Origin of the sequence: Streptomyces sp. S186, assembly GCF_051603415.1 — a bacterium.
Classification (GTDB): domain Bacteria; phylum Actinomycetota; class Actinomycetes; order Streptomycetales; family Streptomycetaceae; genus Streptomyces.
The window spans coordinates 6,849,467-6,868,862 of record NZ_CP193932.1 but is presented as its reverse complement, the minus strand read 5'-3'; the positions used below and the strand labels follow the sequence as shown (position 1 = coordinate 6,868,862).

The 19,396-nt window shown below is 74.2% G+C and carries 16 protein-coding genes and 1 pseudogene; 10 read left to right on the top strand and 7 right to left on the bottom strand.

Translation table 11 applies throughout. The features are described from left to right. Positions 1 to 301 precede the first annotated feature (301 nt). Both ACRAS8_RS29690 and ACRAS8_RS29685 read left to right on the top strand, forming a co-directional pair. Positions 302 to 1,150 carry a DeoR/GlpR family DNA-binding transcription regulator gene (locus ACRAS8_RS29690; protein ID WP_438489055.1) on the top strand — a complete coding sequence of 283 codons (849 nt, stop codon included), beginning with the start codon at positions 302 to 304 and terminating at the stop codon, positions 1,148 to 1,150. Between the two features lie 74 nt (positions 1,151 to 1,224). After that, positions 1,225 to 1,698 (top strand): SRPBCC family protein, encoded by a 474-nt coding sequence (locus tag ACRAS8_RS29685; RefSeq protein WP_438489054.1) that lies wholly within the window; start codon positions 1,225 to 1,227, stop codon positions 1,696 to 1,698. Between the two features lie 75 nt (positions 1,699 to 1,773). Here ACRAS8_RS29685 and ACRAS8_RS29680 read toward each other — a convergent pair whose 3' ends face one another. Further along, positions 1,774 to 2,943: a PLP-dependent cysteine synthase family protein gene (locus tag ACRAS8_RS29680; protein WP_438489053.1), complete on the bottom strand. Its 1,170-nt coding sequence runs from the start codon at positions 2,941 to 2,943 to the stop codon at positions 1,774 to 1,776. Positions 2,944 to 3,188: 245 nt separating this feature from the next. Here ACRAS8_RS29680 and ACRAS8_RS29675 point away from each other — a divergent pair, with 245 nt between their 5' ends. The 5 genes from ACRAS8_RS29675 (at position 3,189) to ACRAS8_RS29655 (ending at position 6,628) form a co-directional block, all read left to right on the top strand. After that, entirely contained in the window at positions 3,189 to 3,476 is a 288-nt protein-coding gene (locus tag ACRAS8_RS29675) for a hypothetical protein (protein ID WP_438489052.1), read from the top strand. Between the two features lie 174 nt (positions 3,477 to 3,650). After that, positions 3,651 to 4,151, top strand: a complete 501-nt coding sequence (locus ACRAS8_RS29670) for an ATP-binding protein (protein ID WP_438489051.1) — start codon at positions 3,651 to 3,653, stop codon at positions 4,149 to 4,151. Between the two features lie 177 nt (positions 4,152 to 4,328). Then, positions 4,329 to 5,000 carry a TetR/AcrR family transcriptional regulator gene (locus tag ACRAS8_RS29665; RefSeq protein ID WP_438489050.1) on the top strand — a complete coding sequence of 224 codons (672 nt, stop codon included), beginning with the start codon at positions 4,329 to 4,331 and terminating at the stop codon, positions 4,998 to 5,000. A gap of 48 nt (positions 5,001 to 5,048) precedes the next feature. Further along, complete coding sequence (locus tag ACRAS8_RS29660) at positions 5,049 to 5,636, top strand: DUF4865 family protein (protein WP_438489049.1); 588 nt, start codon at positions 5,049 to 5,051, stop codon at positions 5,634 to 5,636. Then, the gene (locus tag ACRAS8_RS29655) at positions 5,633 to 6,628 is read left to right on the top strand and encodes a phosphotriesterase family protein (RefSeq protein ID WP_438489048.1); all 996 of its coding nucleotides are present in this window, start codon (positions 5,633 to 5,635) and stop codon (positions 6,626 to 6,628) included. Before ACRAS8_RS29660 ends, ACRAS8_RS29655 begins: the two co-directional genes overlap by 4 nt. A gap of 532 nt (positions 6,629 to 7,160) precedes the next feature. On the opposite strand, the gene ACRAS8_RS29650 is transcribed toward ACRAS8_RS29655, so the two are convergent. Then, positions 7,161 to 8,378, bottom strand: a complete 1,218-nt coding sequence (locus ACRAS8_RS29650; protein WP_438489047.1) for an ROK family protein — start codon at positions 8,376 to 8,378, stop codon at positions 7,161 to 7,163. Between the two features lie 493 nt (positions 8,379 to 8,871). Between ACRAS8_RS29650 and ACRAS8_RS29645 the strand changes: the two genes are divergently transcribed. Further along, positions 8,872 to 9,621, top strand: coding sequence for a maleylpyruvate isomerase family mycothiol-dependent enzyme (locus tag ACRAS8_RS29645; RefSeq protein ID WP_438489046.1), 750 nt, complete (start codon positions 8,872 to 8,874; stop codon positions 9,619 to 9,621). A 303-nt stretch (positions 9,622 to 9,924) separates the two neighbouring features. Here the strand turns inward: ACRAS8_RS29645 and ACRAS8_RS29640 are convergent. Together ACRAS8_RS29640 and ACRAS8_RS29635 are read right to left on the bottom strand one after the other, a co-directional pair. Beyond that, positions 9,925 to 9,999, bottom strand: a pseudogene (locus ACRAS8_RS29640) (DNA-binding response regulator); the annotation flags it as partial. A 52-nt stretch (positions 10,000 to 10,051) separates the two neighbouring features. Continuing rightward, positions 10,052 to 11,332 carry a geranylgeranyl reductase family protein gene (locus ACRAS8_RS29635; protein ID WP_438489045.1) on the bottom strand — a complete coding sequence of 427 codons (1,281 nt, stop codon included), beginning with the start codon at positions 11,330 to 11,332 and terminating at the stop codon, positions 10,052 to 10,054. A gap of 180 nt (positions 11,333 to 11,512) precedes the next feature. Between ACRAS8_RS29635 and ACRAS8_RS29630 the strand changes: the two genes are divergently transcribed. Then, positions 11,513 to 12,871 (top strand): dipeptidase, encoded by a 1,359-nt coding sequence (locus ACRAS8_RS29630; RefSeq protein WP_438489044.1) that lies wholly within the window; start codon positions 11,513 to 11,515, stop codon positions 12,869 to 12,871. 535 nt (positions 12,872 to 13,406) lie between these two features. On the opposite strand, the gene ACRAS8_RS29625 is transcribed toward ACRAS8_RS29630, so the two are convergent. The 3 genes from ACRAS8_RS29625 to ACRAS8_RS29615 form a co-directional block, all read right to left on the bottom strand. Then, complete coding sequence (locus tag ACRAS8_RS29625) at positions 13,407 to 14,441, bottom strand: NUDIX hydrolase (protein WP_438489043.1); 1,035 nt, start codon at positions 14,439 to 14,441, stop codon at positions 13,407 to 13,409. A gap of 290 nt (positions 14,442 to 14,731) precedes the next feature. Continuing rightward, positions 14,732 to 16,822 carry a protein kinase domain-containing protein gene (locus tag ACRAS8_RS29620; protein WP_438489042.1) on the bottom strand — a complete coding sequence of 697 codons (2,091 nt, stop codon included), beginning with the start codon at positions 16,820 to 16,822 and terminating at the stop codon, positions 14,732 to 14,734. Positions 16,823 to 16,940: 118 nt separating this feature from the next. Then, complete coding sequence (locus ACRAS8_RS29615) at positions 16,941 to 17,897, bottom strand: ROK family protein (protein ID WP_438489041.1); 957 nt, start codon at positions 17,895 to 17,897, stop codon at positions 16,941 to 16,943. 187 nt (positions 17,898 to 18,084) lie between these two features. Between ACRAS8_RS29615 and ACRAS8_RS29610 the strand changes: the two genes are divergently transcribed. After that, a complete protein-coding gene (locus ACRAS8_RS29610; protein ID WP_438489040.1) occupies positions 18,085 to 19,122 on the top strand; it encodes a LacI family DNA-binding transcriptional regulator in 1,038 nt (345 codons plus the stop codon). Positions 19,123 to 19,396 lie beyond the last annotated feature (274 nt).

Sequence of the window (19,396 nt, the reverse complement as noted above, 5' to 3'; positions counted from 1 at the left end):
AGTGTGGAGCGGTGTGAGGTGGGTGGTGCGAGTGTCAGGTCTGAGGTGGGTGGTGCGGGGCGCGGGTGGTCGCTCGTGCGTTGTGCCCCCTTCTCGGATTGTCCCCGTCTTCTGGGAGCGTTCGCACCCGGGTTGCGGTTCCCGGGGCGCCGGTTGCGGTTCCCCGGCCGCGGCGTACCGGATCGGGGCCGCTGTCGGACCCGCGTGCGAGGATGAAGGTCGGCAGCAGCACAGAGCGCAGGCGGCGGACAGCCGGCGGAAGGACCCGGGGCGGTGAGCCGGGTGGAAGGGACGGGCCGCGGTGGGCGACAACCAGAACCTCCTCGCGGAGCAGCGGCGGGCCCTGATCCTCGATGAGGTCAGGCGGCGGGGCGGGGTGCGGGTCAATGAGCTGACCCGCCGGCTGAGCGTCTCGGATATGACGGTCCGTCGCGATCTGGACGCGCTGGCCCGCCAGGGCATGGTCGAGAAGGTGCACGGCGGCGCCCTGCCGGTGAGCGATCCCAGTACGCACGAGCCGGGTTTCGAGGTGAAGTCGGGGCTGGAGCCGGGCGCCAAGGCGGAGATCGCCAAGGCGGCGGCCGAGCTGGCGGTACCGGGCAGCGCGATCGCGCTGGCCGGCGGCACCACGGCGTATGCGCTGGCCCAGCGGCTGCTGGAGGTGCCGGAGCTCACGGTGGTGACGAATTCGGTGCGGGTGGCCGATGTGTTCTACAACGCCCAGCGGGCCGCGGCCGGCGCCGGCGAGGGTCGCCCGCCCGCGGAGGCGGCGACGGTGGTGCTGACGGGCGGGATGCGCACGCCGTCGGACACCCTCGTCGGCCCGGTGGCGGACGCCGCGATCCGGTCGCTCCACTTCGATCTGCTCTTCCTCGGGGTGCACGGCATATCGGTGGAGGCGGGGCTGTCCACGCCGAACCTCGCCGAGGCGGAGACCAACCGCCATTTCGTGCGGTCCGCGCGGCGGGTGGTGGTGGTCGCCGACCACACCAAGTGGGGCACGGTCGGCCTGAGTTCGTTCGCCGCGCTGGACGAGGTGGATGTGCTGGTGACGGATGCCGGGCTGTCCGCCGAGGCGCGGGCGGAGTTCGCGGACCGGCCGACGGAGCTGGTGGTGGCGGGCGAGCCGGCGGCCGACGCGGACAGCTGACGACGCAGACAGCTGACGCTGCGCCGGCTATGGTGTCCGGCGCAGTCGGCTCCGCCCGCAGGAGGTGCGCGTCCATGCCCCGACGACTCCGTCCCGTCCCGCTCGACTTCGCCGGATCGGCGCCGCTGCGGCTGGTGTTCACCGCCGAGTCCGCCGCACCGCCCAAGGCCGTCTACGCCGCGCTGGCCGACGACGTCGCGGGCTGGGCCGACTGGTTCACCGGGGTCACCCGGGTCGCACCGACGCCGGACGGCCGCGGCCGCGAGGTGCGGCTCACCGGCGGCGGCCGCTTCCACGAGACGATCATCGCCGCCGAGCCCGCCGCGCGCTATGCCTACCGCGTCGACTCCACCAACGCCCCCGCGCTGCGGGCCCTGTTGGAGGACTGGCGGCTGACGCCGGCCGGCGACGGGACGCGGGTGCGGTGGACGTTCGCGGTGGACGGCCCGGCGCTCTTCCGCTGGCTGATGCCGCTGGCCCGCCCGGCCCTGGCGCACGTCTTCCGCCGTTCCCTGCGGTCCCTGGACCGCCGGCTCGCCGACGGCTGACGGACGGACTCGCGACCAGGCCCGCCGGCCGCCGAGGTGCGGACGGACGCCACCGGCCACCGGCCCGACCGCGCCTCAGTCGCCCCAGGACCCGGTGGCGAGGAAGTGCTCGATGGTCCGGGCGTAGGGGGCGATGTCGAGCCCCTGCTCCGCCAGCCAGTCGTCCGAGTAGTACTTGTCGAGGTAGCGGTCGCCCGGGTCGCACAGCAGCGTCACCACGGATCCGGTCCGGCCCTGCGCGACCATCTCCGCGACGATCCTCAGGGCGCTCCACAGCCCCGTGCCCGTCGAGCCGCCCGCCTTGCGGCCGATGGCCCGCTCCAGCGCGCGGACGGCGGCGACACTGGCCGCGTCCGGCACCTTCATCATCCGGTCGATCGCCCCCGGCACGAAGCTCGGCTCCATGCGCGGCCGGCCGATGCCCTCGATGCGGGAGGCGGTGGCGCAGCCGGTCGAGGCGTCGCCGGTGAGCCAGCCGTCGAAGAAGCAGGAGTTCTCCGGGTCGGGGACGCAGATCAGGGTGTCGTACTGCATGTAGTGGACGTAGCGGGCGATGGTCGCGGAGGTGCCGCCGGTACCGGCGGTGGCGACGATCCAGGTCGGCTCGGGGTAGCGCTCCAGCCGCAGCTGCTGGTAAATCGATTCTGCGATGTTGTTGTTGCCGCGCCAGTCCGTGGCCCGCTCGGCATAGGTGAACTGGTCCATGTAGTGCCCGCCGGACTCGTCGGCGAGCCGCGCGGAGACCTCGTAGACGGTCCGCGGGTCCCGGACCAGGTGGCAGGTGCCGCCATGGAACTCGATGAGCCGGGTCTTCTCCCGGCTGGTGGTCGCCGGCATCACCGCGATGAACGGGACCCCGATCAGCGAGGCGAAGTACGCCTCGGAGACGGCCGTGGAGCCGCTGGACGCCTCGATCACCGGCTTGCCCGGGCGGATCCAGCCGTTGCACAGCCCGTAGAGGAACAACGAGCGGGCCAGCCGGTGCTTGAGGCTGCCGGTGGGGTGCGTCGACTCGTCCTTGAGGTAGAGGTCGATGCCCCACTCCTCGGGCAGCGGGAAGCGCAGCAGGTGGGTGTCGGCGGTGCGGTTGGCGTCCGCCTGGACCTTGCGGACGGCTTCCTTGAGCCACGCCCGGTAGTCGGGATCCGAGCGGTCGACGTCGACGGTCGGCAGGGCGGACGGGGCGGTCACGCCGGCCGCGTGCGGGTCTCCGGGCCGGCCCTGGGGCGGTTGTACGGTGCTCACCGGCGCGCTCCTCACGGGGGTGTACGGGCCTGGCGGAAGGCCGGTCCGGTTTCGACTATAACCACCCGGCGCACGCTTCTCACCTGCATAAACATGCCTTTGAGAGGCCCCAAGAAGACCCTGGGGAAAGGGGGTTGTGCGCCTTGGCGCCCCCTGTGGCACTGGTGCACCGGGCGCGGTGGCGGCAAACTTCCCTACGGGGGGCGGTGGACGGCCCCGCCCAACGGCATCGGGGAGTGGTGAGAATGGCGGAGCCGGAGTACAACGCGACCGGCGTACGGATCGAGCGCTCGTTGCGGTCCCTGACCAGAGCGGGCCAGGTCCGCATCAGCGGCGGCCGGCTGTCCCTGCTGACCAGCTACGGCAGGGAGATCGACAGCGCGCCGCTCGGCGCGGTGGAGGCCCACAAGCCGCTGTTCGCGGCCCGCGACCGGGCACTCGCGATCCTCAACGGCAACCGCTATTCCCTGACCCTGGGAGCCCGGGACCGCTTCCTGCGCGCCGTGGAGGCGGCCCGTCGGCCACGCGCGTGAACGCCGGCTCCGGCACGGCGGTGCGGTTGCGCCGGCGCACCGCCTGCCCGACCCTGGACACGTATCACTGAGGGTTCACCAGCGGTGACACTGTGATGCAGCCGGCATCGCTGGTTCCGATCTTCGCCCCTCCCCGGCACGAGGGGCGCCCGGCCTCATCAGGGAGTCGCGGTCGTGATCAGGCAGCCCAGCAGACACTGCACGGTGGAGCTAGAGGCCGTCCCGGCCCGCATCGGCCACGCGCGCAGACTCGTCTCCGCGCAACTACGTCTCTGGCACCTCGACGCCCTGGTCGATCCGGCCGCCCTCGGGGTGACCGAACTCCTCGCCAACGTCCACCGGCACGCCCGCCCCAGCAAGCAGTGCACCGTCGAACTGCACGTACTGCTCGACCAGTTGACGGTCTCGGTGCACGACCTCGACCCCCGGCTGCCGCTCCTGCGCACCGCCGGCGGCTGGGAGACCTCCGGCCGCGGACTGGCGCTGATCGCGGCGCTCAGCGAGAGCTGGGGAGTGCGCCCGCACGACCCGGGCAAGGTCGTCTGGTTCACCCTCCCCGCCCTGACCGCCGCCCCCGAAGAGGCCCGCGCGCCGCACACCCGCTGGGACACCGCACCGCTGGAGGACGCGGGCGCGGACTCCCGACCCCGACCCCGGAGCGCACGGGTCGGCTGACCGCGAGGCGGCCGGGGGTGATCGGGGCCGGGGCGTCACCACCACCCGTGGGCCGGTGACCGGACCACGGCCCACGGCCCCGGGCCGCCGCCGGACCAGCGTTCTGCCAGTGCGTTCACGAAACTCAGCTGCTGCGACTCCTTGATCTCTGTAACTACTGGTATGTACAGTCAGGGCATGAGCAAGAGCACGTGGGACAGGGACAGCGGGACGACAGCGGCCGGCGCTCCCCCGGCCGGCAGCACCCAGGAACGGCTCGTCACCAGCACCCAGGAACTCCTGTGGGAGCGCGGCTACGTGGGCACCAGCCCCAAGGCGATCCTGGAGCGCGCGGGCGTCGGCCAGGGCAGCATGTACCACCACTTCGCGGGCAAGTCCGATCTCGCGCTGGCGGCGATCCGGCGCACCGCGGACGGCATGCGGGCGGCGGCCGACGAGATCCTCTCGGCTCCCGGCACGGCGTACGACCGCGTCGCCGCCTACCTGCTCCGGGAGCGACAGGTGCTGCGCGGCTGCCCGATCGGGCGGATGACGCAGGACCGCGACGTGGTGCAGGACCCCGAACTCCGGGCGCCGCTGGACGAGATGTTCGGCTGGCTCCGGCAGCGGATCGCCGAGGTGCTCACCGAGGGACAGCGGCGCGGCGAACTGGCCGCCGCCCTCGACCCGTCGGCCACCGCGGCCAGCGTCGCCGCGGTCGTCCAGGGCGGCTATGTCCTGGCCCGGGCGGCCGAGGACCCCGCCCCCTTCGACGCCGCCGTACACGGCCTGTTGGCGCTGCTGGCCGCGCAGTCCACTCCGGCACCGACCCCGCCCCCGGCCCGTGGGAAGGCCCCGGCCGCCCCCTGACCGACGCCGCTCCCCTCGCCTCCCCTCCTCTCCCCTACGGAGCCCCCGATGCACGCCATGCAATACAGCGTCCCCCTGCCCGCCGACTACGACATGGAGATCATCCGGCGCCGGGTGAAGACCAGGGGCCACCTCCTGGACGACTTCGACGGCCTCGGCCTCAAGGCGTACGGCATCCGGGAGCGCGGCACGGACGGCTCGCCGGTCAACGAGTACGCGCCGTTCTACCTCTGGGCCGAGCAGGAAGCGATGAACCGCTTCCTGCTCGGCGACGGCTTCCGCGGTGTGGTCCGGGACTTCGGGCGTCCGGCGGTCCGCAACTGGCAGGGCCTGTACCACCGTCCGGGCCCCGCGGCCGCCCGCCTCCCCGCCTCTTTCACCCGGCACGCCGTGCCCGTCCCCGGGGGCGCCGACCTCGCGACCGTCATCGAGGACGCCCTCGCCACGCACGAGAAACTGGCGACCACCGACGGGGTGCACACCACCGCCCTGAGCCTCGATCCCCGACGCTGGGAGCTGCTCCACTTCACCCTGTGGGCGGACGCCGCCCCGGAATCCGCCGCCGGGGAGCGCTTCCAGGTACTGCACCTGTCCACCCCTGGCGTCGGCCGTCTGGGCGCCGGGCGGCAGTGGTGACCCCGGGCCCCGCGGCCGCGCCCGGCCCCACCGTCCGCACGGTCCTGGGCGACATCGCCCCCGACCGGCTCGGCGTCTGCGACGCCCACGACCACCTCTTCATGAGCAGCCCCCGGCTTCCGGGCCACGAGCTCGCCGACGCCGACGCGGCCGCCGCCGAACTGCGCGCCTTCCGGGACGCCGGCGGGGCGTCCGTGATCCAGTGGACGCCGTACGGCATGGGACGGCACGCGGCCGAACTCCCGCGACTGGCCCGGGAGTCGGGCGTCACGATCGTCGCCGCGACCGGGCTCCACCAAGCAGCGCACTATCGCTCCGACATCCTGGACGGGCTGGCGGCCTCGGCCGACCTGGCCACGCTGTTCGTCACCGAGCTGACGGAGGGGATGGGCGCCACGCGCGCCCTCGGTGCCGACGGCGGCGACGCCGACGCCGTGGATTCCGCGGAGCCCCGGCCGCGGGCCGGCATGATCAAGGTGGCCGGCGGCTTCCATGGGCTGGACCGGCACGCCCGCTACACCATGACGGCCGCCGCCGAGGCCCACCGGGCGACCGGCGCGCCCATCGGCGTCCACCTGGAGCTGGGCACCGGCGCGCTGGACGTCCTCGACCTGCTGTGCGACCGGTTGGCGGTCCCGCCGGACCGGGTGATCCTCGGCCATCTCAACCGTTCGCCCGACTTCACGGTGCACCGGATGGCCGCCGAGTCCGGCGCGTACCTCGCCTTCGACGGGCCGTCGCGCGCCAACCACCCCACGGACTGGCGGATGCCGGACGCGGTCGCGGCCCTGTGCGACGCCGGCTTCGCCGACCGGATCCTGCTCGGCGGCGACACCACGACGGCCGCCGCCCGCGCGGTCAACGGCGGCCCCGGCCTGCGGTATCTGCTGCGCAGGCTACGGCCGCGCCTGGAGGCGGCCGTGGGGGCGACGGCGGTGCGGGGGATGTTTGTCGCGAACCCCTCCCGAGCGTTTTCGGCCGAATGGCCGTGAATCCCACGTAGCCGGCTTTCCCGCCGTGCGGGTTCCTGTTCTTTGCGCCTGCGGCGCATTGCTTGTCCGCTGCGCGGGGCTGTTGGGTGCGGTGCCGGGCCTCCGGGGTAGGGGTGTTCCGGACTGCTTCGCTTTACGTCCGGAACACCCCTACCCCTCCGACCCGTCCCCTCCCGTGGGTGGTCATGGAAGACGGTGGGTGGGGGCGTGCGTGAGTGGTCCCGTGCGGGTCGCTCATCAGTTGGGAATTGCCGGTCACGCATCAGTCCGGGGGCTGCACCGGCCCACCGGGCAGGAACCCCAACTCACCTGAAATCCGACCCCCAACGGGAGGTGGCGGGCCTCCGGGGCAGGGGGTGTGTCCGGACGTAAAGCGACAGCAGTCCGGACACACCCCCTGCCCCGGAGGCCCGCCACCGCACCCGACAGCCCCGCGCAGCGGACAAAAGCAAAGCGCCGCAGGCGCAAAAAGGCGAACCCCTACGGCGGGAAAGCCGGCTACGTGGGAAGAAAAGCCAAGCGCAGCGAACCGTCAGGGGACAATGACCAACGGGTCGTCAAGAATGGGCTGCCAGGCCAACTCCGCAGCCCCCACAAGGCTGTTGTGATCCAGGCTGCAGGGAAGGATCGGAACCCCACCGCTGCGTCCCCACAGGCTCCGCTCGGCGACCACCGCGCGCAGTCGTTCCGGGTCGGCCTCGACGAGCGCGCGGTGCAGGCCGCCGAGGATGATGCGGTCCGGGTTGAGGATGTTGACCAGGCCGGCGAGGCCCAGGCCGAGCCGGTCGATGAGCAGGTCGGCGGCGGCGCGTACGCCCGGGTCGGCGTACTCGTTGCGGAGGAGTTCGCCGGCCTGGTGGACGAGCGAGACCTCCGGCCCCGGTTCCCGGCCGGCGGCGACGAGGAAGGCGAGCGGGTCGGCCTCGACGTCCAGGCAGCCGCGGCTGCCGCAGTGGCAGGGCGCGCCCTCGGGGTTGACGGTGAGGTGCCCGACCTCCAGGGCGAGGCCCGAACTTCCGCTGTGCAGGCGGCCGTCGAGCACCAGCGCCCCGCCGACGCCCCGGTGGCCGGAGGCGACGCAGAGCAGGTGGCGGGCGCCGCGGCCGGCGCCGTGGCGGTGTTCGGCGAGCGCGCCGAGGTTGACATCGTTGCCGGTGAAGCCGATCTTCTCGGTGACGCCGGGGATGCCGGCGTCGGCCAGCGCGCGCAGGAAGAGTTCGCGGACCGGGGCGCCCGAAGGCCAGGCCAGGTGGAGCGGGTTGAGCGCCTCCCCGTCCGGTTCGGCGACCGCGGAGGGCACCGCGAGGCCCGCGCCCAGACAGCGCCGGCCGGTCTCGTGCAGCAGGGCGGCGCCGGCCTCGACCACATCGGCCAGGACGTGCGCCGGGTCCGCGGGGATGATGCCGCAGCTGGGCGTGGTGGCGACGATCCGGCCGCCGAGGCCGACCAGGGCGGCGCGGTAGCCGTCGGCGTGGATCTGCGCGGCGAGCACGACGGGGCCGTTCTCGTTGACGGACAACCGGTGCGAGGGCCGTCCCTGCGAGCCCGCGGAGGCGTGCGGCCGGGAGTCGACGGTGATCAGGCCGAGCGCTTCGAGCTCGGCGGCCACCGCCCCCGCGGTCGCGCGGGTCACGCCGAGTTCGGTGGTCAGGACGGCGCGAGTGGGGGCGCGTCCGGTGTGTACGAGCTCCAGTGCGGGTCCGAGGGCGCTGCGGCCCCGCTCCAGCCTGGTTGTCCGAGTCTGGGTCACGCCTCTATTCTGGCTTTGTGCCGACGCTAAACAAAATAAGCACGGCCTTGCCCCGTAATCGGGCCCATTTCCCCTCCAGCCTCGAAATCCGCGATATCGCCGTATAGCGGGGCGGGGGACGTCCCGCTCGGGGCGCGTACCGGCGCGCCGGGCGTGCGCGTCGCCCCGAGACCTGGCCGGATGCGCGCCGCGCTCACCGCGTTCTTCGTCATGGACGGCTCCGCGCAGGCGCCCCGCGCGGGGCACACCGCGTGCGGTCCCCTCCGGCGGCCGAGCACCCCTGGGGCCCCAACCTCCGCCGCCCGAACGCGCGTTGCCGGCCGCGGACCCGAGCCCCCTGTCCGGTTGATGTGCGGTTGAGATCGATTGACGGCCGATTGCTGTCCGGTTGGGGTGCGGTTGAGGTCATGTCGGTGAAGGGGCGGGGGTGCCAGGTCGGGGGCGGGCGACCCGGCGGGGGCGGTTGTCAGTGGTGGCTGGCACACTCGGACGCATGGAGATCACTGAGTTCGTCGAAACCCTTCGGCTGGACGGCGGGCTGCTCGCGGACGCCGCCGACGAGGCCGGACCCGACGCCCCGGTGCCGTCGTGCCCCGAGTGGCGGATGCGCGATCTGGTGCACCACATAGGGCGGGTCCACCGCTGGGCCGCGGGGTACGTGACCGACCCCCAGGAGCAGCGGAAGCCGTTCCCGGAGGACCCGCTGCCGGCGGACGACGAGCTGGTGCCCTGGCTGCGCGAGGGCCATCACCGCCTGGTCCTGGCACTGCACACCGCGCCAGCGGACCTGCGGACGTGGACGTTCCTGCCCGCGCCGTCCCCGCTCGCCTTCTGGGCGCGCCGGCAGGCCCATGAGACGTCGGTGCACCGCGCCGACGCCCAGCAGGCGGCCGGCGTCCCGCTCACGCCGCTGCCGGCGCGCTTCGCCGCCGACGGCGTCGACGAGATACTGGCGGGCTTCCACGCCGGCGACCGCAGCCGAGTGCGCCCGGACGCACCCCGGAGCCTGCGGCTGCGCGCCACCGACACCCCCGACGCCGACTGGACGGTGCACCTCACCCCCGACGCACCGCCGCGCACGGTGCGGACGCCCGCAGCGGCCGGGGACACGCCCGACTGCACGATCGAGGGCCCGGCCGAGGAGCTGTATCTCGCGCTGTGGAACCGCCTGCCGTGGGACGGTCTGAAGGTCTCCGGCGACCCGTCCCTGCCGAAGCTGTGGCAGGAGCGCGGCGCCATCTGATCCGTCGTACGGGTCTGTACGGGTCTGTGCGCCCGGTACTTGCTTCGCGCTGGGCTGTGCTGGGCTGCGCCGGCGTACTGATCTGCGCTGATCGGTCGGCCGTGACGGGCGGTAGGGGCAGAGGCGGGGCGGGGACCGGGCGGGCGGGCGCCGCTGTACCGTGCGCGGCGTGTGCCGGTGCCGGTGCCGGGATGCCGAGTCAGAGACACTCCCTCCCCGCCCCGCTCCGCCCGACCGCACGTCGCTGCACGTCGCCGCACGGCCAGGTGGAGACAGCGCCCGTCCCCGCACCCGCTGCCGGCCTCAGCCCAGCCGGCCGGGGCGGACCAGGCCCGACTCGTAGGCCAGGGCGACCAGTTGGGCACGGTCGCGGGCGCCAGCGTCGAGCACCAGGGCAGCCGGCCGCCGGACTCCGGCGCCGCCGGGCGCATCACCGCCGTTCGGCCGCCGGCTCCGGGTCGCCGATCTCCGCCGGACGGGCGGCGGGCGGGGTCTCCCGGGCCGCCTCCGTCCGGTCGAAGGCGTCCAGTGCGCGCCGGGCGATCGGATGCGTACGCACCAGTTCGGCGAGCGTGGCCGTACCGCGGGTGATCTTCGCGAACGCCCGCCACGCGGGCCGGAATCCGGTCAGCGCGGCATGGAACATCCCCGGGCGGCGCGCGAAAGCGGCCAGCATCCGCCGGCCGACCCCCATCTCCACACCCAGCCCGGCCTTGATCGCGAAGGCGTAGTTCAGGGCCTGGCGGCGGGCGTCGACCGCGTCGTGCGCCTCGGAGATCCGCACCGCCCACTCGCCCGCCAGCCGCCCGGAACGCAGCGCGAACGAGATGCCCTCACGGGTCCAGGGCTCCAGCAGGCCGGCCGCGTCGCCGCAGACCAGCACCCGGCCGCGGGAGAGCGGGGAGTCGTCGGTACGGCAGCGGGTCAGGTGCCCGGAGGAGATCCGCGGCTCGAAACCGGCCAGGCCGAGCCGGCCGATGAAGTCGTCCAGATAGCGCTTGGTGGCCGCACCCTCGCCCCGGGCGGAGATCACGCCGACGGTGAGGGTGTCCCCCTTGGGGAAGACCCAGCCGTAACTGCCCGGCAGCGGACCCCAGTCGAGCAGCACCCGGCCCGCCCAGTCCTCGGCGACCGTCGCCGGCACCGGGATCTCGGCCTCCAGCCCGAGGTCGACCTGGCCGACCTTGACGCCGACGTGCGCGCCTATCCGGCTCGCGCTGCCGTCCGCGCCGACCACGGCGCGCGCCAGCACCACCTCGCCGTCACCGAGCACCACCGCGACGGTCCGCCGGTCGGGGACGTTGCCGCCGTGCTGCTCGACCCGCGAGACGGTGACGCCGGTCCGCACCCGCGCACCGGCGTCCTTGGCGGACTCCACCAGCGCGGCGTCGAACTCGGGGCGGTTGATCAGCCCGAAGAGCGTGTTCTTGGCGCGACGGGTGCGGGTCAGCTTGCCGTTGAGCGTGAACGTGACGGCGTGCACCCGGTCGCGCAGCGGAAGTTCGAAACCGGGCGGCAGGGAGTCCCGGGACGGGCCGATGATGCCGCCGCCGCAGGTCTTGTAGCGGGGGATTTCGGCCTTCTCCAGGAGCAGCACCCGGCGTCCCGTACACGCCGCGGCGTGTGCCGCCGAGGCGCCCGCGGGCCCCGCGCCCACCACCACGACGTCCCACACCTGCTGCTCGCCCTCGGCTGCCTGCTCGCTGCTCACCTGTGCTTCCGCTCCCGTCCGATGCCTGGCTGCGCGTACCGCCCCGCATCCTACGGGCCGCCTCCCGCCGGACCGCCTGTGGGAAGATCGGTGGTACGCACACCCGTACGTCCGGCCCGCCCGGCCAACCCCGCCGGACGTGCCGCGCCTACCCGCCGTCGCGCCCACAAGGAGCGTTCCATGTCCGACAGCCCGCTCGCCCAGACCGTCGCCGCGCTGCAACCGCGCGCCAGGGCAGAGCTCACCGAGCTGGTGGCCTTCAAGTCGGTCGCCGACTTCGCGCAGTTCCCCAAGAGCGAGAGCGAGGGCGCCGCCCGCTGGGTCGCCGACGCACTGCGAGCCGAGGGCTTCCAGGACGTGGCGCTGCTGGACACCCCCGACGGCACCCAGTCCGTCTACGGCCACCTCCCCGGCCCGGCCGGCGCGCCGACCGTCCTGCTGTACGCGCACTACGACGTCCAGCCGCCGCTGGACGAGGCCGCCTGGGACTCCCCGCCGTTCGAGCTGACCGAGCGCGACGGCCGCTGGTACGGGCGCGGCACCGCGGACTGCAAGGGCGGCGTGATCATGCACCTGACCGCGCTGCGGGCCCTCAAGGAGCACGGCGGCGTCCCGGTCAACATCAAGGTGATCGCCGAGGGTTCGGAGGAGCAGGGCACCGGCGGCCTGGAGCGCTACGCCGAGGCACACCCCGAGCTGCTGGCCGCCGACGCCATCATCATCGGCGACGCCGGCAACTTCCGGGCCGGCCTGCCGACGGTCACCGCGACGCTGCGCGGCATGACGATGGTGCAGGTCCGGGTCGACACCCTGGCGGGCAACCTGCACTCCGGCCAGTTCGGCGGCGCGGCCCCGGACGCGCTGGCCGCGCTGATCCGGATCCTGGACTCGCTGCGTGCCGAGGACGGTTCGACGACCGTGCGCGGGCTGACCACGGACGGCGCCTGGGAGGGCCTGCAGTACTCGGAGGAGGACTTCCGCAAGGACGCCAAGGTCCTGGACGGCGTCGGACTCCTCGGCACCGGCACCGTCGCGGACCGCCTCTGGGCCCGCCCCGCCGTGACGGTCCTCGGCATCGACTGCCCGCCGGTGGTCGGCGCCACCCCGTCCGTACACGCCTCGGCGCGCGCCCTGGTGAGCCTGCGGGTGCCGCCGGGCACCGACGCCGCCGAGGCCACCAAGCTGCTCACCGCCCACCTGGAGGGCGCCGCCCCCTGGGGCGCCCGGGTCACGGCCGAACAGGTCGGCCAGGGCCAGCCGTTCCGCGCGGACACCAGCAGCCCGGCGTACGCCGCCATGGCCGAGGCGCTGCGCGAGGCGTACGACGGCCAGGAGATGCAGACGTCCGGCATGGGCGGCTCGATCCCCCTCTGCAACACGCTGACCGCGCTGTATCCCGATGCGGAGATTCTGCTGATCGGGCTCAGCGAGCCGGAGGCGCAGATTCACGCCGTCAACGAAAGCGTTTGTCCGGATGAGCTCCGGAGGCTCTCGTTGGCCGAGGCGCTCTTCCTCCGGCGGTTCGCGAAGCGGGGCTGATCCCCACGTAGCCGGCGTTCCGCCGGGGTTTGCCGCTTGCCTGTTGCGCCTGCGGCGCATTCTTGTTCCGCTGCGCGGGGCTGTTGGGTGCGGTGACGGGCCTCCGGGGGTGGTGTGTCGGACTGCTTCGCTTTACGTCCGACACACCACCCCCTCCGACCCGTCCCCTCCCGTGGGTGGTCATAAAGACGGTGGGTGGGGGCTGACCTCAGTGGTCCTCTGACGGGCACGCATGAAGTCGGCGCCACGCGTCAGCAGACGGTCACCCATCAGTCCGGAGGCCGCAGGAGCCCACCGGACATGCGCCCCAACGCACCTGGTCTCCACCCAACCCACGGGAGGGGACGGGTCGGAGGGGCAGGGGTGTGCCGGACGTAAAGCGACAGCAGTCCGGCACACCCCTGCCCCGGAGGCCCGTCACCGCACCCGACAGCCCCGCGCAGCGGACAACAATCCCGCGAAGCGGGCCGGCGAAACGCGCCGCCAGGCGCAAAGCGCGGCGAACCCCTACGGCGGGAAAGCCGACAACGTGGGGCTACCCCAAGGGAACCCCGGCCTCAAGGTGCAGCGGAAACCCCCGCTCCCGGGCGCGAAGCGCCCACCGCAGTCGGTTCCACCGTACCGGCGGCAGCATCGACTCCGCCTCGGACTCCGTGACGAAGCGCCAGGCGCGGAGTTCGGAGCCGGGGAGGAGGAGGTCACGGATGCGCTCCTCGGTGAGGGTTCCGCCGTCGAAGAGGAGGCGGAGGCCGCCGAAGCCGGGCGGCTTGGGTGCCTCCCAGTCGAGGACCAACAGCCTTGGGGTGCACGGGAGTTGGATGCCGAGTTCCTCGGCGACCTCGCGCACGCCCGCGCGAGCGGGTGGCTCGCCCGGTTCCACTATGCCGCCGGGGAACTCCCAGCCGGGCTTGTACGTCGGATCGACCAGCAGCACGCGGTCCCGGTCGTCGAAGAGGAGCACGCCGGCGGCGAGGGTCTCCGCGGTGGGTTCGGGGGTCTGCACGATGTCGCAGGCGCCGGCTCCGGTGCGGACGGCCTCGGCGACCCGCTCGGCGGTCTGACGTGGTGTCAGTGTCGTGGTGTCCACGACGTGCGCGTCGCTCCCGAGCCAGTCCAGCGCCCGGGCGTAGGGCCCGAGGTGCGCCAGGCACCAGCGGCGGACGGCGGCGCTGCCCTCCGGGTCGCCGGGGGTTTCCTCGCGGCGGGATATCCGCTCGCGCAGGATCGTTTCCTCCGCATGGAGCAGAACATGCCGGACCGGAATCCGGCGGGCGGCGAGGGAGCCGAAGATCTCGTCGCGGTACTCCTGGCGCAGCAGCGTCATCGGCGTGATCAGCGGGCCCGGCACCTCGGTGAGCAGCGCGGCCGCGGTGTCCACCACCATGCGCCGCCAGGACGGCAGGTCCTGGTAGTCGTCCACCTCCTCGAACCGCTTGGCCGGCAGCATCAACCGCAGCCCGCTGCCGAGGAGTTCGGGGTCGTAGAGCGTGCTTCCGGGAAGCAGGTCGAGCAGTTCATGAGCCGCAGTGGTCTTGCCCGCACCGAACGTGCCGTTCAGCCAGACGATCACGGTTTCCCCTCTTCCCTAGACCCAGGTGAGTTGCCCGCAACACCCTGCCACGGAAACGCGCGGGATCACGGGCCGCGCGCAGGGCCGGGAGCACCGCCTCTGGAACACACCGCACGGAGGATGCCGGTCCGCTTCCCCCGCCGCGAAGTCCCGGCAAACAAGCGCTCCCCCGCCCCTCCAGCACCGAAACCCCCACCCGCGCACGGCGTCCGGCCGACCGGAGGCGGGGCGGTACGTCGCATATGCCGGAGTCCCATGGATCCCGGCATACGGGGCGCGCCGTCCGCGGTTCAGCAGACCCGCAGCCCGGGCACCGGCTGGTCGTTCGCCCCGCCGGTGAGGTAGACGACGCTGACGTAGACGCCGGAGTTGCCGCTGTCGTCGTCGGTCTTGGCCCACCACACGTTGGTCCACTTCCCGTACGTCTCGCGACGGCCCAGTTTCGCCTGGCAGTAGAAGTAGTTGGTGCCCATGTTGAGATGGCCGACCTGCTGGAAGGAGGCGGTGTACGAGGCCGCGGTGCGCCACACGGTGCAGTTGGCCTTGCCGCCGCCGACGTCGACGCAGGACGGGCCCTGGGTCTGCCCTCCGCCGCCGGTGCCGCCATTGCCCCCACTGGCGCCGCCGGCACCACCGGACCCGGAGCCACCGGTCGTGCCGCCGGGCGCACCGCCCGACGTGCCGCCGTGCGCTCCACCGCCGGAGGCGCTGCCGTCCGTGCCACCCTGGCCGCCGCCCGCGGCCGCTCCACCGGTCTGGCCGCCCGAACTGCCGCCCGGGCCACCGGGCTTGGGGTTCCCGGACGCGGAGGCGTCGCCCGAGGGGGTCGTCGCGTCGGACGGCGACGGGCTCAGGGCCTTGCCGTCGCCGCCCTTGCCGGCGGACACGCTGGGCCGGCCGGCAGCCGACGAGCCGGCCGGTGCCGCCGGCTGCCGGCCGCCCGCGGTGTCCCGGTCGCCGGAGCCGCCGCCGACCAGCGCGTAGGTGAGCCCACCGCCGCTGGCCAGCACCGCCAGAACGGCCGCCACGGCCAGCAGCACCCGCCGGCGGCGACGGGCCGGCAGCCGGGTGGTGTCGCCGTCCGCGCGGCCCGGATAGGGATGCGGGCCGGTGGCGCCCACCGAGGAGCCGGCCGCGGTGGGCGACGGGTCGTGGGCGGCCGGCCCCTGCGGCGCGTACGGGGCCGGCGGCTGCGGGGTGGCGCCACCCTGGGCACCGGGCCCGCCGAGCCGGCCGGCCGGTGCCACGCCGGCGCCCGCGGGACCGGGCACCGGCCCGGCCCCCGCCGTCACGTCCGTCGCGGTAGGCGCGTACGGCAGGCCGGACGGAGCGGCCGACGGCGGGGCGGGAGGCGTCACACCGGGGTCGCGGCCGTCCGCCACCGCCTGGAGCATGCTGCGGGCCTCGGCGGCGGACGGGCGGTCGGCCGGGTTCTTGGCCATCAGGGCGTGCAGCACGGGCGTCAGCGGACCGGCCCGGCGCGGCTCGGGCAGCGGCTCGGTGACGATCGCGGTCAGCGTGGAGTACACCGACGTGCGGCGGAACGGCGCGGTGCCGCCCTCGACCGCCGCGTACAGCGTCATACCCAGCGACCAGATGTCCGAGGCCGGGGTGGGGTCCATGCCCTGGGCGCGCTCGGGCGGCAAGTAGTCGAGGGAGCCGACGAGTTCGCCACTGCGGGTGATGTTGGTGGTGGCGCCGTCACCGGGGGCCTCGATGCTGGCGATGCCGAAGTCGGTGAGCACCACCCGGCCGGTGCGGTCGAGCAGGACGTTGCCCGGTTTGACGTCGCGGTGCAGCACGCCCACCTGGTGGGCGGCGGCCAGCGCGTCCATCACGGCGGCGCCGATGCGGGCGATCTCCCGGGGGTCCCTCGGCCCGTACTCGCCTACGGCGTCGTCCAGCGACGGCCCGTCCACCAGCTCCATGACGATGACCGGGCGCCCGTCCTCCTCGATGACGTCGTGGACGGTCACCACGCCGGAGTGCCGGATCCGGGCGGCGGCCCGCGCCTCGCGCTGCATCCGGGTGCGCAGGTCGGCGAGTTCCGGAGCGGAGGCGTCCGTGTAGGCCCGCAGGACCTTGAGGGCGACCTCGCGGCCCAGCACCTGGTCGTCGGCCCGGCAGACCACGCCCATGCCGCCGCGGCCGATCCGGCCGGTGACGCGGTAGCGGCCGCCCAGCACCCGCCCGGTCAGGTCGTCGTCGGCACCGCGCCGGGGCCCGCTGCGGGAGGCCGCCCGCGGCGCCCCGCCCGCCGCGCCGCCCGGCTCCCGGCCCGCCGGTCCGGGGCCGTTCGCACCGCCCGCCGCACCGGCCTCGTCCGCCCCGCGCTGCTCGTGCTCCCCCGAAGTCACCGTGCCGATCCCCTCGTTACGCATCCATCGTTACGCATCCATGCCCCGCCGCGGCCGGTACGTCCGGGCGCCGGGGCGCCACGCCGTGGCCCTCGGCGCGGCCGGCACCAGACTACGGGGCGGAGGGGGACCGCCGATGCCCCTATGGAGCAGGGGCGTACGCATCGAGACGGGACTGTTGTGCGGCGGCCGCGGCGGCGCCCACCACGCCGGCGTCCGTCCCCGTCTGCGCGGGGACCACCGTCAGCCCGGAGACGAACGACAGCGTCGCATAGTCCCGCAGAGCGGAGCGCAACGGGGCGAACAGGACCTCGCCGGCGCCCGCGACCCCGCCGCCGACGACCGCTATGTCGATCTCGACGAGGGTGGCGGTGGCGGCGATCCCGGCGGCCAGCGCCCGTCCGGCCCGTGCGAAGGAGCGCAGCGCGACGGGGTCGCCGGCGTGCGCCGCGGCGGCGACCGCTGCGGCGCTGGTGTCCCCGCCGGGGCCCGGCCGCCAGCCGTCGGCCAGTGCCCGGCGGGCGATGTTGGGGCCGCTGGCGATCCGCTCCACACAGCCGCGCGCACCGCAGGGACACGGGTCGCCGTCGAGGTCGACGCTGATGTGCCCGATGTGTCCCGCGTTGCCCGAAGGCCCCGGATGCAGCCGCCCGTTGAGGACCAGTCCGCCGCCGACCCCGGTGGAGACCACCATGCACAGCGCGTTGTCGTGGCCGCGCGCGGCGCCCTGCCAGTGCTCCGCCGCGGTCATCGCGACCCCGTCGCCGACCAGCGTCACCGGGAGCTCCCCGACCAGCGCCCGCACGCCGGCGACCAGCGGGAAGTCGCGCCACCCGGGGATGTTGACCGGGCTGACGGTGCCGGCCGCGGCGTCCACCGGGCCGGCGCTGCCGATGCCGACGGCCGCCACCCGCACCCAGTCCGGCCCGGCGGCCAGCTCCCGGACGACCTCGGCCACCGCGCGCATCACGGTGGCGCCGTCCTGGTCCGCGGGGGTCGGCCGGGCGGCCCGGACGACGAGTCTGCCCTGCGCGTCCACCAGAGCGCCGGCGATCTTGGTGCCGCCAATGTCCAGCGCTGCGCTGAGGTCCGTCTGCATCGGTGTCGAATTCTCCTGGTGGGCCCGGGGGGGGGCCGGGGTCCGGCCCGGCGTGAGAACGCCAGTCTTCCGATAATTGACAACGTTGTCCAGAGGCTATGCTCGTCGCCACACGACGGTCCGGCCGCGCGCCCCGTCCGTCCGCGCGCCGGCACCGCATCCGCCCCCTCCAGACAGGACCACCCACGTGACCGAGACCGCCCGCGGCACCTCCCATCGCTACGGCACCCGCCCCACGATGAAGGACGTCGCGGCCCGTGCCGGGGTCGGTCTCAAGACGGTCTCCAGAGTCGTCAACGGCGAGCCGGGCGTCACGCCGGACACCGAACGCCGCGTCCAGGAGGCCATCACCGCGCTCGGCTTCCGCCGCAACGACTCCGCCCGGGTCCTGCGCAAGGGCCGGACGGCCAGCATCGGCCTGGTCCTCGAAGACCTCGCCGACCCCTTCTACGGCCCGCTCAGCCGCGCCGTGGAGGAGGTCGCGCGCAGCCACGGCGCCCTGCTGATCAACGGCTCCAGCGCTGAAGACCCGGCCCGCGAACAGGAGTTGGTGCTGGCGCTGTGCGCCCGCCGGGTGGACGGGCTGGTCGTCATCCCCGCCGGTGACGACCACCGCTACCTCGAACCGGAGATAGCCGCCGGCGTCGCGACCGTCTTCGTCGACCGCCCGGCCGGCCGGATCGACGCCGACGTGGTCCTCTCCGACAACTTCGGCGGCGCCCGGGCCGCGGTCGCCCACCTCATCGCGCACGGCCACCGCCGGATCGGCTTCATCGGCGACCAGCCGGGCATCCACACGGCCAAGGAGCGGCTGCGCGGCTACCGCACCGCGATGGCCGAGGCCGGTCTGCCGGTCGCCGACGCCTGGGTCTCCCCCGGCTCCACCGCCCCCGACCGGGTCCGCGCCGCGGCCACGGCCATGCTGACCGCCCCCGAGCCGGTCACCGCCCTCTTCGCCGGCAACAACCGCGTCACCGTCACCGCCGTCCGGGTCCTGCGCGACCACCCGCGCCCGGTCGCCCTGGTCGGCTTCGACGACTTCGAACTGGCCGACCTCGTCCACCCCGCGATCACCGTCGTCGCCCAGGACTCCGCCCAACTCGGCCGCACCGCCGCCACGCTTCTCTTCCGCCGCCTCGACGGCGCCGACGAGCCGCCCAGGCGGCTGGAGATCCCCACGCGCTTGATCGCACGCGGCTCCGGTGAAATCCGGCCCACCGGGTGAGGCCCCACGTTGTCGTCTTTCCCCGCCGTGGGGGTTGCGGTCTTTCCGCCTTCGGCGGAGGGGGTGTGTTGGGTGGGGGCGCCCGGTTGCCGGTGGGTGCCGGGTGCGGTCCTCCGGGGGCGGGTTTCCGGACTGCTTCGCTTTACGTCCGGAAACCCGCCCCCTCCGGCCCGCCCCCTCCCGTGAGTTGGCCGCCCCCGCCCGGTGGGAGTTGAGGGAAAGGGGCCGCCCCGGGTTGCTGCTTGTACCTGTCTCTCCCACCGGGGCGGGATCC

Excerpts from the sequence above, each read along its gene's own strand:
- ACRAS8_RS29685 (WP_438489054.1), top strand. The coding sequence starts at position 1,225 with ATGCCCCGACGACTCCGTCCCGTCCCGCTCGACTTCGCCGGATCGGCG.
- ACRAS8_RS29675 (WP_438489052.1), top strand. The coding sequence starts at position 3,189 with ATGGCGGAGCCGGAGTACAACGCGACCGGCGTACGGATCGAGCGCTCG.
- ACRAS8_RS29665 (WP_438489050.1), top strand. The coding sequence starts at position 4,329 with ATGAGCAAGAGCACGTGGGACAGGGACAGCGGGACGACAGCGGCCGGC.
- ACRAS8_RS29660 (WP_438489049.1), top strand. The coding sequence starts at position 5,049 with ATGCACGCCATGCAATACAGCGTCCCCCTGCCCGCCGACTACGACATG.
- ACRAS8_RS29645 (WP_438489046.1), top strand. The coding sequence starts at position 8,872 with ATGGAGATCACTGAGTTCGTCGAAACCCTTCGGCTGGACGGCGGGCTG.
- ACRAS8_RS29630 (WP_438489044.1), top strand. The coding sequence starts at position 11,513 with ATGTCCGACAGCCCGCTCGCCCAGACCGTCGCCGCGCTGCAACCGCGC.
- ACRAS8_RS29620 (WP_438489042.1), bottom strand. The coding sequence starts at position 16,822 with ATGCGTAACGAGGGGATCGGCACGGTGACTTCGGGGGAGCACGAGCAG.
- ACRAS8_RS29615 (WP_438489041.1), bottom strand. The coding sequence starts at position 17,897 with ATGCAGACGGACCTCAGCGCAGCGCTGGACATTGGCGGCACCAAGATC.